The following is a 13,673-nucleotide window of genomic DNA, read 5'->3' on the forward strand; positions in this document are numbered from 1 at the left end:
CGCAACAAAGTCTTCCAGGCCCGATTCTGATACACCGCAATCGCCTGTTGCTTGCGCGCATCCAGAAGCTCGTCGGTGATCGGCTCGTTGGCCAGTTGCGCCAGCTTGTTCAATTCACCGTAGAGGCGGTCCATTTCCGGAATGTCCAGCACGTGGCGGGCGTGGTGCAGCCAAGCCTGGATGCGTTCGATGCGCGGCAGTTGTTCAGCCAGGTCTTCCGGCTGTTGCTGATAGCGTTGCAATTGCAGCGACGAAGCTTCTTCGCTCAACAGGCGCGGCAACCAACTGCCCAGTTGCGCCGCGCCCTGACGGTCGCCACGGGTGTTGCGGTCGGCCGCCCAGCTACGGGCCAGCAGCCAGCGTGAGGCTTGGAGGGAGAACAGGCCCCAGCGAGGGTCCTGCAGCTCTTCGAGGAATTGCTCCGGGGCTGCCTTGCGCACGTCTTCGTCTTCGATGCCGGCCTGGACCAATGGGCGCCAGTCTTCCAGCAGTGCGTCCAGGGCAACGCGCAGATCATGAGTCGATTGACGCGGCGCGGCCTGGCCGAGGCTGCTGAGTAGGGCACGCAGTTCGGCGAGGTTTTCCACCCAGTCTTGCAGCAGGCGCCAATGGCCATTGAAACGGTATTGCTCGGCCAGGCGCTGGCTGCTGCCAAGCAAGTGCCAGCTCAACGCGGCGAAGGCATCGTCCAGCGGTGTTTCGGCGGTCAGTTGCGGGGCCGGCAGGCTCAGGGCATAGCTGCCCGCGTCATGCAGGCGATAGCCCCGTTCGGCCTTGCTGATGTCGCAAGGCATCAAGGGCAGGGTTGCGGCCAGCTCGGCGGCCAGTTCCAACAGCGCGGCGGGTTCGCCTTCGCGCAGCTCCAGTTCCAGCTCGCAGATTTCTTCCTTCTGCTTGCCCACCACGACGTGGCCCAGGTCCAGCGCGGCCTCGATGACCACTTTGCTTTTGCCACGGCCCCAGGCGATTTCAGCGCGTTCGCGAACGAAGTCGGTGGTGAAGATCGCCTTGAGGGTTTTCATGTCCAGTTCGGCCAGCGACTCGGGCCAGCATTCGCCCTCGAGTTTCTTCAGGTCCAGCTTGGCCTTGGGCAGGTGCCAGTCGTATTCGTTGCGCTCGGACAGGCCGGCGACGCTCTGGCCGCGGGTCTTGAGGGTCTGGATCACTTCTTCGCCGTCGCGGCGCAGGCGCAGGGCGACCTTGGCCCGGGCCAGGTCACGCTCTGGCGTGTCGAAGTACTGGTTCATCAGTTCGTGGCGTTCCCAGCCACTCTTGTTGCGTTTTTTCAGCAGCGGATGCTCACGCAAGGCTGCCAGGGTCTCGCGGCTGACGCGGAGTTTGATTTCGGTTTCTTTCTGCATGGCCGGAAAATCCAGGGATCGGGTGCGCAGCCGGGGGGAGGTGTGGCTGCCAAGGCCGTGCAGTGTACAGGACTCATCCGTCCTACGCGTCGCGACGGTATAAGAGACACTCGCTCTCGATGGTTCTATGATGGACGTCAATTTGTACGCCCCGGAGCCAGCGATGCCTTTGCCGTCCATGAAAGATCAGTTCGCTGCCCTGATCGCCGCGCCTTCGGTCAGTTGTACCCAGCCTAAGCTGGACCAATCCAACGGTGCGGTGATCGAGTTGCTGGCGGGCTGGCTTACCGAGCTCGGGTTTTCCTGTGACATCCAGCAGGTGAGCCCGGGCAAATTCAATTTGCTCGCCAGTTTTGGCACAGGCCCCGGCGGGCTGGTGCTGGCCGGTCACAGCGATACGGTGCCGTTCGATGGCGCGTTGTGGCAGACCGATCCGCTGAAACTCACCGAAGTCGACGGTCGTTGGGTGGGCCTGGGCAGTTGTGACATGAAGGGCTTTTTCGCCCTGGCCATCGAAGCGGTCAAGCCGCTGCTGGACCAACCCTTCAAGCAGCCGCTGTTGATCCTCGCCACCTGCGATGAAGAAAGCTCCATGTCCGGCGCCCGTGCCCTGGCCGACGCCGGACGGCCGTTGGGGCGTGCCGCGGTGATTGGCGAGCCCACCGGCTTACGGCCGATACGCCTCCACAAGGGCGTGATGATGGAGCGCATCGACATCCTCGGGCGCAGTGGCCATTCCTCCGATCCGAGCCTGGGCCACAGCGCCCTCGAAGCGATGCATGACGCCATGGGCGAGCTGCGCGGGCTGCGCCTGCAATGGCAGCGTGAGTTCCGCAATCCGCAGTTCACCGTGCCACAACCGACCCTGAATTTCGGCTGCATCCACGGCGGCGATAATCCCAACCGGATCTGCGGCCAGTGTTCCATGGAATTCGACTTGCGGCCCTTGCCCGGCATGGACCCGCAAGTGCTGCGGGCGGCGATCCAGCAGAAGCTCGGCCCGATTGCCGAGCGACACCAAGTGAAGATCGACTATGCGCCGCTGTTTCCCGAAGTGCCGCCATTCGAACAGGCCGAGGATGCCGAACTGGTGCGCGTGGCCGAACGGCTTACCGGCCATCGTGCCGAAGCAGTGGCGTTCGGCACCGAAGCACCTTATCTTCAGCGCCTTGGCTGCGAAACCCTGGTGCTGGGTCCTGGTGATATCGCCTGCGCCCACCAGCCGGGCGAGTACCTTGAAATGTCACGTTTGCAGCCTACCGTGCAATTGCTCCGTCAGTTGATTGGGCATTACTGCCTGACGCCGGCCGCGGCCGCTTAAATTGCCCCCTTGCGGGCCCGTATTCATCACATGAGGAGAGCGCGCGTGTCGCCAAGCCTGTTCCGACGATAACCACCAGCCCGCTGTGCGTTCTGTTTCGTCTTTTTTCGGCTGTTTTTATTACAGGTCAGGTTCATGCCCGAATACGTCAATTGGCTTCGCCACGCTTCGCCCTATATCAATGCCCACCGTGATTGCACCTTCGTCGTCATGCTGCCCGGAGATGGGGTCGAGCACCCCAACTTCGGCAACATCGTTCATGACCTGGTGTTGCTGCACAGCCTCGGCGTGCGCCTGGTGCTGGTCCATGGTTCGCGCCCGCAGATCGAGACTCGCCTCGCGGCACGTGGCTTGACGCCCCATTACCACCACGGCATGCGTATCACCGATGCCGCGACCCTGGAGTGCGTGATCGACGCGGTCGGCCAACTGCGCATCGCCATCGAGGCGCGCCTGTCCATGGACATGGCGTCTTCGCCCATGCAGGGCTCGCGGCTGCGGGTCGCCAGCGGCAACCTGGTCACCGCACGGCCGATCGGCGTCCTTGAGGGCGTGGACTATCATCACACTGGCGAAGTGCGCCGGGTCGATCGCAAGGGTATCAATCGCCTGTTGGACGAGCGCTCCATCGTGCTGCTTTCGCCGCTGGGCTATTCGCCTACCGGAGAAATCTTCAACCTGGCCTGCGAGGATGTCGCCACCCGGGCGGCCATCGACCTGGCGGCCGATAAATTGCTGCTGTTCGGCGCCGAGCAAGGGCTGATCGATGAGCATGGGCGCCTGGTTCGCGAGTTGCGTCCGCAACAGGTTCCGGCTCACATGCAGCGACTGGGCAGTGACTACCAAGCCGAACTGCTGGATGCCGCGGCCCAGGCCTGCCGTGGCGGCGTCGCGCGCAGCCATATCGTCAGCTATGCCGAGAACGGTGCGCTGCTGGCCGAGTTGTTCACCCGCGATGGCAGCGGCACGCTGGTGGCCCAGGAGCAATTCGAGGTGGTACGCGAAGCGGCCATCGAGGACGTTGGCGGCTTGCTGGACCTCATCAGTCCCTTGGAGGAGCAGGGGATATTGGTGCGTCGCTCCCGTGAAGTGCTGGAGCGTGAGATCGAACAGTTCAGCGTGGTCGAGCGCGAAGGCATGATCATCGCCTGTGCGGCGCTGTACCAGATCGCCGATTCGGACGCGGGTGAGCTGGCCTGCCTGGCGGTCAATCCGGAGTACCGCCATGGCGGACGCGGTGATGAACTGCTGGAGCGAATCGAAACCCGAGCCCGTGCCCAGGGGCTCAAGACGCTGTTCGTACTGACGACCCGGACTGCCCACTGGTTCCGCGAACGGGGCTTCGAACCCAGCAGCGTCGAACGCCTGCCAGCGGCGCGGGCTTCGCTGTACAACTACCAGCGCAACTCGAAGATCTTCGAAAAATCCCTGTAAACGTTCGTCGGAAATCTCCCATCGCCGCAATCTTCTTGATTTCAGACAATGAGCAGCTAGTCTGGAACCCGTCAAGATCGCGGCATGCGCGAGTTGATGAGCAGGATCGAAGGCGCAGGAGGCGCGAAAAAAATATCTCGTCGCCAGGAATTCGCCGGGGCTGCGTAAAACCCCGACGAATAACCGTTCAGTTATCCCCTACGTCGCCGATAAGGCTTTTCACGGCTTGATGACGTTGTGATGGCACCTATATGTCAGAACGCGCTGAAAACTGTTGAAACAATTCTTTTTGGATTTATAAAGAATCCTTTATTCTTCGGGCCGGTGTCGCGGGGTTAGACCATGGTCGTAGTCCGAAAGGGTTACGGTTGACTTGCCAGTCACGGTCTGGCGCTAATCGCGCATCCGCGGATTTCGGGCGTTCGATCCGGAGCCAAAGATAGACAAGAATTAGAAAACGAGAGGAGCGATGCATGAAGAAGTCCACCTTGGCCCTGGCAGTGGCCGTTGGGGTATTGGCGCAGCAGGCAGGCGCCGCCGGTTTTATTGAAGACAGCAAGGCGTCTGTCAGTTCCCGTACGTTGTATTTCAACAACGACAACCATGAAACGGGCAGCGAAGACCTGCGCGAAACCGGCACCGGCCTGAAGTTCGACTACAAGTCTGGCTTCACGCAAGGTGTCGTTGGTTTCGGTATCGACGCCCAGGCACTGGTTGGTATCCGTCTTGATGGCGGAAGAGGCCGTAACAACGGCTCCTATATGCCAGCCGATACTGATGGTTCGGCTGTACATGACTGGAGCCGCTTGTCCGGTAACGTTAAGGCACTCTTTTCCAAGACCGAAGCTCACCTCGGTGGTGCCCTGGCGCCTAGCCTGCCGATCCTGGTTGCCAACGATAGCCGTCTGCTGCCGCAGACCTTTGAAGGTGGCACCATCACCTCCAAGGAAATCGACAACGTCACGTTCAACGCTGGTCAGTTGGAACACGCCACAGGCCGTGCTTCGAGCAACAGCACCGGCTTGGCAGTGGCAGGCGGTACCCAGGACAGCAACCAGTTCCGTTACGCGGGCGCTGACTGGAAGGTCACCAAGGACCTGACGCTGCAGTACTACTACGCCAACCTGCAGGATTACTACAAGCAGCACTTCCTGGGCGCGGTACACGTTTTCCCGATCAGCGAAGGTCAATCCTTCAAGACCGATCTGCGCTACTTCGACAGCAGCTCCGATGGCCGTAACGGTGATGCGGGCTATGCCTTCAACAACAACGGTGGCTATGCCAAGAACCCGGGCGAGGTCGATAACAAGACCTGGAGCGCGATGTTCACGTACACCCTTGGCGGCAATGCTTTCTTGCTGGGCCATCAACAAGTCGGCGATGACGGCGGTTTCGTCTACCTGAACCAGGGCAGCGTGGTTAATGGCGACGGTCGTCCTGAAGGTGCCGGTGGCGCAAGCTTCTACCTGTTCACCGACAGCATGATCAACGGGTTTGTCCGTGCCGGTGAAAACACCACCTTCGGTCAATACTCCTACGACTTCGCTTCCTTGGGCGTGCCAGGCCTGAAAGCCTCGGTTGCCTACCTGCGCGGTGACGACGTCAAGTCCCGCACCGCAGGTGGAAGCGATTACTCCGAGTGGGAACGCGACATGCGTGTGGATTACGTGATCCAAACGGGCGCGTTGAAAGGCTTCGGCACGACCCTGCGTCAGGGTACCTACCGTAGCAGCGGCGTGGGCGACAGCCAGGATCAGACCCGCCTGATCTTCAACTACACTTACAACTTCATGTAAGACGTAGCGAAGTAAAAAAAGCCCCGCCCGGCGTGATGCCGGGCGGGGCTTTTGCGTTTCGGGTCCGGCCCACCCCTGTAGCCTTTCCCGAATCTTCTCCTCTTTCTCGCAACTCGAGGCCTTGTCAAACCTCGGAAATGATCTTGGGCCGGTATGCGTTACGGCACCAGTGAACAGTTTTTTATATTCCCTAATGATCTAGATAAATGGGTATTCATTCTTTTTAAAGCAACGAAAAGCGGTGCACAGTTTGGGCTCATAAAAACCATCCAGGAGCCGCATCATGAGCCTCAGACTCGGCGACATCGCCCCCGATTTCGAACAGGATTCCAGCGCCGGCAAGATTCGCTTCCACGAATGGCTCGGCAACAGCTGGGGCGTGCTGTTCTCCCATCCGGCGGACTTCACCCCGGTGTGCACCACCGAGCTGGGCCTCACCGCCAAGCTCAAGGATGAATTCGCCAAGCGCGGCGTCAAGGCCATCGCCCTGTCGGTGGACCCGGTGGACTCGCACCACAAGTGGATCGAAGACATCAACGAAACCCAGAACGCCGTGGTCAATTTTCCGATCCTGGCCGATGCCGACCGCAAGGTGTCCGACCTGTACGACCTGATCCATCCCAACGCCAGCGACACCTTGACCGTGCGCTCATTGTTCGTGATCGACCCGAACAAGAAGATTCGCCTGACCATCACCTACCCGGCGAGCACTGGGCGCAACTTCAACGAAATCCTCCGTGTGATCGACTCGTTGCAACTGACCGACAACTACAAAGTCGCCACGCCCGCCAACTGGCAGGACGGTGATGAAGTGGTGATCGTGCCGTCGCTCAAGGACGAAGAAGAGCTCAAGCAGCGCTTCCCCAAGGGCTATCGCGCGGTGAAGCCGTACCTGCGACTGACGCCCCAACCTAATCGTTGACGCGAACCTGTGGGAGCGAGCCTGCTCGCGAAAGCGGTGTATCACTCAACATCAAGGCTGGCAGATCTGACGCCATCGCGAGCAAGCTCGCTCCCACAGGAACATCTGTGTACCAAGGGTTTGGCCGTTTCGACGGCCTTTTTTATTGCGCGGAGGAAGGTAGAGCGCATATCTCTATATCGAATAACTAAATGAATAAATATGATTTAAAGATATATGTGTGCGCTGTTATGGTTTGCTCCATACAGCGAGATCGCCCACCGCGAATCGCACATGACTTTAAGGAAAGGTTGGCATGTTGGTTGTCTCGCTCGGCGGCAGTCCCAGCCAGCGCTCCCGTTCTGGAGTGCTGTTGGAGCGCTCGCAACGTTGGTTGCAGCAACACGGTGTGGAAGTGGTGAGCTATCAGGTGCGTGATTTCCCCGCCGAGGATCTGCTCCATGCCCGCTTCGACAGTCCCAAGGTGGTGGACCTGCTGGCCCAGATCGAAAACGCGGACGGGCTGCTGATCGCCACGCCGGTGTACAAGGCGTCTTTTTCCGGTGCGTTGAAGACCGTGCTTGATCTGCTGCCGGAACGGGCCCTGGCCCACAAGGTGGTGTTACCCATGGCGACAGGCGGCAGCATCGCCCACATGCTCGCGGTGGACTACGCCCTGAAGCCGGTACTGTCGGCGCTCAAGGCCCAGGAAATGCTCCATGGGATTTTCGCCGAAGACAGCCAGATCGCGTATGGCGAAGGCAGCGCCCAAGCGCAATTGACGCCGGCCTTGCAGCAGCGCCTGGACGAAGCGCTCGAACAGTTTCACAGCGCCATGGCCCGTCGGCCGAGGCCGTTGGACCCCCATGTATTGAACGAACGTTTGTTGAGTGCTCGCTGGAGCATTTGAACCCCGAACACCCCTGATTCAACTCACCTTACTCAGCCGTCAACGGCCAAGCAGGTGCAGCCAAAACCCCACAGCAAAAAGGAGAGGCGCCATGCGCACTGTCATTTTGCGTCGCGGGCTGGTCGCTCTGTTTGCTGCGGCTGTGTCCTTCGGCGCCATCACCCAGGCTCAAGCCGAGACCTTGCGGATCGGTTACCAGAAGTACGGCACCCTGGTGCTGCTCAAGGCCAAGGGTTCGTTGGAAAAACGCCTCGCGGCCCAAGGCGTGGACGTGCAATGGACGGAATTTCCCGGCGGCCCGCAACTGCTTGAAGGCTTGAACGTCGGCTCCATCGATTTTGGCGTGACCGGCGAAACCCCTCCGGTGTTTGCCCAGGCCGCAGGCGCCGACCTGCTCTATGTCGCCTACGAACCCCCGGCGCCCACCAGCGAGGCGATCCTCGTGCCGAAAGGCTCGGCCATCCAGTCGGTGCAAGACCTCAAGGGCAAGAAAGTCGCCCTGAACAAAGGTTCCAACGTTCACTATCTGTTGGTGCGGGCACTGGAGGACGCCGGCCTCAAATATTCAGACATCCAGACGGTTTTCCTGCCGCCGGCCGATGCCCGTGCGGCGTTCGAGCGGGGCAGCGTGGACGCCTGGGTCATCTGGGATCCGTACCAGGCCGCGGCTGAACAGCAATTGCAGGCACGCACCCTGCGTGACGGCAAAGGCATCGTCGATAACCACCAGTTCTACCTCGCGACCAAACCCTATGCGCAGAAAAATCCCCAGGTGATCACGGCCCTGGTGGAGGAAGTGCGGGCGGTGGGGGAGTGGTCCAAGGCCAATCCTGAAGATGTGACCCAGCAGGTCTCGCCGCTGCTCGGGCTGCCGGCGGATATCACCCTGACGTCGGTGAAGCGCCAAGGCTACGGCGCGTTGTTCCTCACGCCGGAAGTCGTCGCAGCCCAGCAGAAAATTGCCAACAGCTTCTACCAGCTCAAATTGATACCCAAGCCCTTGAGCATCAAGGACGTGATCTGGACGCCGCCGGCGGCCGTTGCGAACGCGCAGTAATTCGATCCCTTAGGAGACCACTCCATGAGCCTCAACATTTTCTGGTTCCTGCCCACCCACGGCGACGGCCATTACCTTGGCACCGCTGAAGGCGCCCGCGCCGTCGATCATGGTTACTTGCAGCAAATCGCCCAAGCGGCGGATCGGTTGGGCTTTGGCGGCGTTTTGATTCCCACCGGGCGTTCCTGCGAAGACTCCTGGCTGGTGGCCGCTTCGCTGATTCCGGTGACCCAACGCCTGAAGTTCCTGGTTGCCCTGCGCCCCGGGATCATTTCCCCGACGGTGGCGGCGCGTCAGGCGGCGACGCTGGATCGGTTGTCCGGCGGGCGCGCACTGTTCAACCTGGTGACCGGCGGTGACCCGGACGAACTGGCCGGCGATGGGCTGTTTCTTGATCACGAAGAGCGTTACCAGGCCTCGGTGGAATTCACCCGGATCTGGCGTCGGGTGCTGGAAGGCGAGACCGTGGATTACGACGGTGAGCACATCAGTGTGAAGGGCGCCAAGCTGCTCTATCCGCCGATCCAGCAACCGCGTCCGCCGCTGTATTTCGGCGGCTCGTCGGAAGCCGCCCAGGACCTGGCGGCCGAGCAGGTGGAGATGGTGCTGACCTGGGGCGAGCCGCCCGCCGCCGTCGCACAGAAAATCGAACAGGTGCGCGCCAAGGCCGCGAAACTTGGGCGCACCGTACGCTTCGGCATCCGCCTGCATGTGATCGTGCGGGAAACCAACGCCGAGGCCTGGCAAGCGGCCAACCGCTTGATCTCCCATCTGGACGACGAAACGATCGCTCGCGCCCAGGCATCCCTGGCGCGCTTCGACTCGGTAGGACAGCAACGCATGGCCGCGCTGCACGGTGGCAGCCGCGACAAGCTGGAAGTCAGTCCCAACCTCTGGGCCGGTGTCGGCCTGGTGCGTGGCGGTGCCGGTACGGCGCTGGTGGGCGATGGTCCGACCGTGGCCGCGCGAGTCAAGGAGTACGCGGACCTGGGCATCGACACGTTCATCTTCTCGGGTTATCCACACCTGGAAGAATCCTATCGCGTGGCGGAGTTGTTGTTCCCGCACTTGGACGTGGAGCGCCCGGAGCTGCCGAAAAGCCAGGGCTACGTGAGCCCGTTTGGCGAGATGGTCGCCAACGACATCCTGCCCAAAGCCGCGTCCCAGAGCTGAGGCGGCCATGAAGAAAATTATCCACAACCTGGCGCCGTGGGCGGTGCCGCTGCTATTGCTGGCCGTGTGGCAATTGTCGGTATCGGCCGGCTGGCTGTCCACGCGGATCCTGCCGGCACCGGTAGCGGTGATCGAAGCCGGCGTGAGCCTGGTGCGCAGTGGTGAAATCTGGACGCACCTGGCCATCAGCGGTTGGCGCGCGGCGGTCGGTTTCCTGATAGGCGGCGGTATTGGGCTGGCCCTGGGCTTCATCACGGGCCTGTCGAAATGGGGCGAGCGGTTGTTGGACAGCTCGGTGCAGATGGTGCGAAACGTGCCGCACCTGGCGCTGATTCCGTTGGTGATCCTGTGGTTCGGCATCGACGAGTCGGCGAAGATTTTCCTGGTGGCGCTGGGCACGCTGTTCCCCATCTATCTCAATACCTACCACGGCATTCGCAACGTCGACCCGGCGCTGGTGGAAATGTCCCGCAGCTACGGCTTGTCCGGTTTCAGCCTGTTTCGCCAGGTGATCCTGCCGGGCGCCTTGCCTTCGATCCTGGTGGGTGTGCGGTTTGCCCTGGGTTTCATGTGGCTGACGCTGATCGTGGCGGAAACCATCTCGGCCAGTTCCGGCATCGGTTACCTGGCGATGAATGCCCGTGAGTTCCTGCAGACCGATGTGGTGGTGCTGGCGATTCTTCTGTACGCCGTGCTCGGTAAGCTGGCCGACCTCGCTGCCCGTGGCCTCGAACGGGTCTGGCTGCGCTGGCACCCGGCCTACCAAGTGAACAAGGGAGGTGCCGCATGACCGCCCAACAACCTCCACGCCTGCTGCGGGGCATCCCGCTGGCTGTGCGCAATCTGCAAAAGACCTTCGGCTCGCGACAGGTATTGCGTGATATCGACCTGCATATCCCGGCCGGGCAGTTCGTCGCGGTAGTGGGGCGCAGCGGCTGCGGTAAAAGCACCTTGCTGCGCTTGCTGGCTGGTCTCGATCAACCCTCTGGCGGCCAGTTGTTGGCAGGCTCGGCGTCGCTGAGCGCTGCGCGAGAAGACACGCGGCTGATGTTCCAGGAAGCGCGCCTGTTGCCCTGGAAAAAGGTCATCGACAACGTTGGCCTTGGCCTCAAGGGCGACTGGCGGCCGCAAGCCTTGCAAGCGCTCGACGCCGTCGGCCTGGCCGATCGCGCCCATGAATGGCCGGCGGCGTTGTCCGGCGGCCAGAAACAACGGGTGGCCCTGGCCCGGGCGCTGATCCACCAGCCACGCTTGCTGCTGCTCGACGAACCCTTGGGAGCGCTGGACGCCCTGACCCGGATCGAGATGCAGCAACTGATCGAGCGCCTATGGCAGCAACACGGCTTCACCGTGCTGCTGGTCACTCACGATGTCAGCGAAGCGGTCGCGATTGCCGACCGGGTCATCCTGATCGAGGACGGCCAGGTCGGCCTCGACCTGGCAATCGACCTGCCACGCCCCCGCGCCCGCGGCTCGCATCGCCTGGCGAGCCTGGAAACCGAAGTCCTCAATCGCGTGCTGTCCTTGCCCGGCCAACCGCCGGAACCCGAACCCGTTTCACCCTTGCCCACGCAGTTGCGTTGGGCGCAATAACTTCATCCAGACAGGAATCAATACCATGACCATCAAAGCCATCAACGTTCGCAACCAGTTCAAAGGCACCATCAAGGAAATCGTCGAAGGCGACGTGCTGTCGGAAATCGACGTACAGACTGCTTCGGGTATTGTCACTTCGGTCATCACCACCCGCTCGGTGAAAGAGTTGGAACTGGCGATCGGCAGCGAAGTGATTGCCTTCGTCAAATCCACCGAGGTGTCTATCGCCAAGTTGTGAGCGGTAGCGCAATGCGAAGCCCCGGATGGCGAGAGCCTCTCGGGGCTTTCTAGTGTTCCAAAGAAAATATAATGAGATTTTAAACGCGCTTTATTTGGTTTAAGGCGCTTTATAAGGCTTTTTAATTGCGATTCTGTTGGACGCTCGCCGTATTAAGGGGTGCTATTGTGCCCCTTATCGGTTTTTAACGGCCTCAGAACGCCTCTTATGAACAATTTTTTTCCTATCGATTGCGCCGATAATCTTCAGGCGATTGGCTCGTTGGTCAAAAGCAGGCGCTTGGGAAATCGGCAGCGACAAAAAGATCTCGCCGCATCATTGGCTATTTCCGAGCGAACGGTGCGCAAGATCGAAGCGGGCGATCCTTCCGTGGAGTTGCGGTCCTTCATGCTGGTTTTATGGCAGTTAGGATTGACTCAGGAAGTCTTCCAGAGCCGTCAACACATCGAGACGTTGTCGGTTACTTCGGCTCAGGCATCACGCCACGCTCGCGTGCGACTGGCCAGTGCAAAGGGGGACTTCTGATGGCCCGCGCCTATATTTATGTGGAGGATCCCGAGACGGGCGAGGTCTTCACATTAGGGCGATTGAGCATCGAGGGCGAACGGGGTGAATTTGTCTACGATCCCGATTACGTGGCTAGCCGTAAATGGATACCTGATCCCATTCGCTACCCGCTGCGCCCGCAACCCTTTACGGGCATTACCACCAATCGAGGTGTACCAGGTTTTATCAACGATGCGATGCCCGATGGGTGGGGTGAGCGGGTCTTGCGCGACCTTCACCGAAAGGACCTGGGGCCCGTCGATTATCTACTCAGATCGCCGAACAATGATCGCGCGGGTAACTTGATGGCCGGAGCGACTCGGCATCCATCCCCGGGCATCGGCCAGGAAGCGTTGCCAACCCTGAAAGGTCTGGCGGCTTTTATCGACGCTACCGAAGCCATCTTCGATAACCAACTGGATGAGGAGGCCATCAGGACTCTGCAACTGCGCAAGCAACGTTCCTCTCTGGGCGGTGCCAGGCCCAAGCGCACATTGCAAGATGGGGGCGTGTTGGTTCTTGCCATTATGCAAGCCTGTTGGACGGCGTTGAGTTGGAGTTGGCCGTTGCGGCTATCGGTGTCCACCGCATGAAAAGCTGAGCAGCGCGTCAGGCGGCTTCGCGCTTGGGTAGGTACGGTGGCAGATACAGCCCCAGGTACGCATCGAACACCCGCATGCCTTCCTCGGCCATGCGCGGGGTGATCTCGCCGTGTTGTTGGACCGAGCGGGCGTAGACGCGGTCGCCCAGTTCCATGGCCAGGGCGAACACGTCGACGTCGGAGGGCAGCGCCGGCAATTGGAAATGACGGGCGAAGACCGTGTGCATCAGTTCGCCCAGTTCCAGGTCGTGCTGGCGGTCGGCCTGGGTGACTTCGGTCAGGCCGTGCTGGGCCAGGATCAATTGCCGGGCGGCGGCGTCTTCGCTGTAGATCACCAGCATGCGTTGTTCCACCAGCCGCGACAGGTCGTGCCAGTGGTTCAGCGCGCCATGGTCGATCGGTGCTTGCAGGCAAGCGCGAAAGGCCGCGTGGACATCGGCGGTCAGGGCTTCGAGCAGGGCCGGGACGCTGGCGAAGAAGTGATAGACGGAGGAGGGCGGGATACCGGCGCGTTCGGCGACGCTGTAGATCGACAGGCTGGCCACGCCTTCGGCGGCAAGCAGCGTACGGGCGGCATCAAGAATGGTGTCGATCCGGGCCTGGCTGCGTGCGCGGGGTTTGCGAGGGGTGGCGATGCGCGTCATGGACGTCTCCTGCGGGGCTGGCGGGCATTGTACGCAGAGCGGGCGGATGGTCCATACCTTGGGATCGAGCGGAGAGGATTCTCTGTGGCGAGGGA

At 61.1% G+C, this 13,673-nt stretch carries 14 protein-coding genes; 12 read left to right on the forward strand and 2 right to left on the reverse strand.

Going from position 1 to position 13,673, the window contains the following annotated elements:
- Positions 1-1,361 (reverse strand): CYTH domain-containing protein (locus OC610_RS10245; protein WP_264427696.1); only part of this gene is annotated, 1,361 nt, incomplete at its 3' end.
- 163 nt (positions 1,362-1,524) lie between these two features.
- Here OC610_RS10245 and argE point away from each other — a divergent pair.
- From argE to OC610_RS10305, 12 genes are all read left to right on the forward strand, one after another.
- Entirely contained in the window at positions 1,525-2,682 is a 1,158-nt protein-coding gene (gene argE / locus OC610_RS10250; RefSeq protein ID WP_264427697.1) for an acetylornithine deacetylase, read from the forward strand.
- A gap of 135 nt (positions 2,683-2,817) precedes the next feature.
- The gene (gene argA, locus OC610_RS10255; RefSeq protein WP_198797500.1) at positions 2,818-4,116 is read left to right on the forward strand and encodes an amino-acid N-acetyltransferase; all 1,299 of its coding nucleotides are present in this window, start codon (positions 2,818-2,820) and stop codon (positions 4,114-4,116) included.
- 473 nt (positions 4,117-4,589) lie between these two features.
- Positions 4,590-5,912, forward strand: coding sequence for an OprD family porin (locus OC610_RS10260; protein ID WP_264427698.1), 1,323 nt, complete (start codon positions 4,590-4,592; stop codon positions 5,910-5,912).
- 283 nt (positions 5,913-6,195) lie between these two features.
- Complete coding sequence (locus tag OC610_RS10265; protein ID WP_264427699.1) at positions 6,196-6,834, forward strand: peroxiredoxin; 639 nt, start codon at positions 6,196-6,198, stop codon at positions 6,832-6,834.
- Between the two features lie 295 nt (positions 6,835-7,129).
- Entirely contained in the window at positions 7,130-7,723 is a 594-nt protein-coding gene (gene ssuE, locus OC610_RS10270) for an NADPH-dependent FMN reductase (RefSeq protein ID WP_030138105.1), read from the forward strand.
- A gap of 91 nt (positions 7,724-7,814) precedes the next feature.
- Positions 7,815-8,780: a sulfonate ABC transporter substrate-binding protein gene (locus tag OC610_RS10275; RefSeq protein ID WP_030138104.1), complete on the forward strand. Its 966-nt coding sequence runs from the start codon at positions 7,815-7,817 to the stop codon at positions 8,778-8,780.
- A gap of 24 nt (positions 8,781-8,804) precedes the next feature.
- A complete protein-coding gene (gene ssuD, locus OC610_RS10280; RefSeq protein ID WP_264427700.1) occupies positions 8,805-9,953 on the forward strand; it encodes an FMNH2-dependent alkanesulfonate monooxygenase in 1,149 nt (382 codons plus the stop codon).
- A 7-nt stretch (positions 9,954-9,960) separates the two neighbouring features.
- Positions 9,961-10,743, forward strand: coding sequence for an aliphatic sulfonate ABC transporter permease SsuC (gene ssuC / locus OC610_RS10285; RefSeq protein WP_053126375.1), 783 nt, complete (start codon positions 9,961-9,963; stop codon positions 10,741-10,743).
- Positions 10,740-11,546, forward strand: coding sequence for an aliphatic sulfonates ABC transporter ATP-binding protein (gene ssuB, locus OC610_RS10290; protein ID WP_264427701.1), 807 nt, complete (start codon positions 10,740-10,742; stop codon positions 11,544-11,546). The genes ssuC and ssuB overlap by 4 nt, the downstream gene beginning before the upstream one ends.
- 25 nt (positions 11,547-11,571) lie before the next feature.
- Positions 11,572-11,787 carry a TOBE domain-containing protein gene (locus OC610_RS10295; protein ID WP_003177394.1) on the forward strand — a complete coding sequence of 72 codons (216 nt, stop codon included), beginning with the start codon at positions 11,572-11,574 and terminating at the stop codon, positions 11,785-11,787.
- Positions 11,788-11,994: 207 nt separating this feature from the next.
- Complete coding sequence (locus OC610_RS10300; RefSeq protein ID WP_264427702.1) at positions 11,995-12,312, forward strand: helix-turn-helix domain-containing protein; 318 nt, start codon at positions 11,995-11,997, stop codon at positions 12,310-12,312.
- Positions 12,312-12,926 (forward strand): HipA N-terminal domain-containing protein, encoded by a 615-nt coding sequence (locus OC610_RS10305; protein ID WP_264427703.1) that lies wholly within the window; start codon positions 12,312-12,314, stop codon positions 12,924-12,926. The genes OC610_RS10300 and OC610_RS10305 overlap by 1 nt, the downstream gene beginning before the upstream one ends.
- A gap of 16 nt (positions 12,927-12,942) precedes the next feature.
- On the opposite strand, the gene OC610_RS10310 is transcribed toward OC610_RS10305, so the two are convergent.
- Complete coding sequence (locus OC610_RS10310; protein ID WP_030138100.1) at positions 12,943-13,578, reverse strand: TetR/AcrR family transcriptional regulator; 636 nt, start codon at positions 13,576-13,578, stop codon at positions 12,943-12,945.
- Between the last annotated feature and the right edge of the window lie 95 nt (positions 13,579-13,673).

This window comes from Pseudomonas agronomica, from assembly GCF_025917275.1.
In the GTDB taxonomy this organism is placed as follows: Bacteria; Pseudomonadota; Gammaproteobacteria; order Pseudomonadales; family Pseudomonadaceae; genus Aquipseudomonas; species Aquipseudomonas agronomica.

Bases quoted from the DNA above. Each gene is read 5' to 3' on its own strand.
- argE (WP_264427697.1), top strand. From the start codon at position 1,525: ATGCCTTTGCCGTCCATGAAAGATCAGTTCGCTGCCCTGATCGCCGCG.
- argA (WP_198797500.1), top strand. From the start codon at position 2,818: ATGCCCGAATACGTCAATTGGCTTCGCCACGCTTCGCCCTATATCAAT.
- OC610_RS10260 (WP_264427698.1), top strand. From the start codon at position 4,590: ATGAAGAAGTCCACCTTGGCCCTGGCAGTGGCCGTTGGGGTATTGGCG.
- OC610_RS10265 (WP_264427699.1), top strand. From the start codon at position 6,196: ATGAGCCTCAGACTCGGCGACATCGCCCCCGATTTCGAACAGGATTCC.
- ssuE (WP_030138105.1), top strand. From the start codon at position 7,130: ATGTTGGTTGTCTCGCTCGGCGGCAGTCCCAGCCAGCGCTCCCGTTCT.
- OC610_RS10275 (WP_030138104.1), top strand. From the start codon at position 7,815: ATGCGCACTGTCATTTTGCGTCGCGGGCTGGTCGCTCTGTTTGCTGCG.
- ssuD (WP_264427700.1), top strand. From the start codon at position 8,805: ATGAGCCTCAACATTTTCTGGTTCCTGCCCACCCACGGCGACGGCCAT.
- ssuC (WP_053126375.1), top strand. From the start codon at position 9,961: ATGAAGAAAATTATCCACAACCTGGCGCCGTGGGCGGTGCCGCTGCTA.
- ssuB (WP_264427701.1), top strand. From the start codon at position 10,740: ATGACCGCCCAACAACCTCCACGCCTGCTGCGGGGCATCCCGCTGGCT.
- OC610_RS10295 (WP_003177394.1), top strand. From the start codon at position 11,572: ATGACCATCAAAGCCATCAACGTTCGCAACCAGTTCAAAGGCACCATC.
- OC610_RS10300 (WP_264427702.1), top strand. From the start codon at position 11,995: ATGAACAATTTTTTTCCTATCGATTGCGCCGATAATCTTCAGGCGATT.
- OC610_RS10305 (WP_264427703.1), top strand. From the start codon at position 12,312: ATGGCCCGCGCCTATATTTATGTGGAGGATCCCGAGACGGGCGAGGTC.
- OC610_RS10310 (WP_030138100.1), bottom strand. From the start codon at position 13,578: ATGACGCGCATCGCCACCCCTCGCAAACCCCGCGCACGCAGCCAGGCC.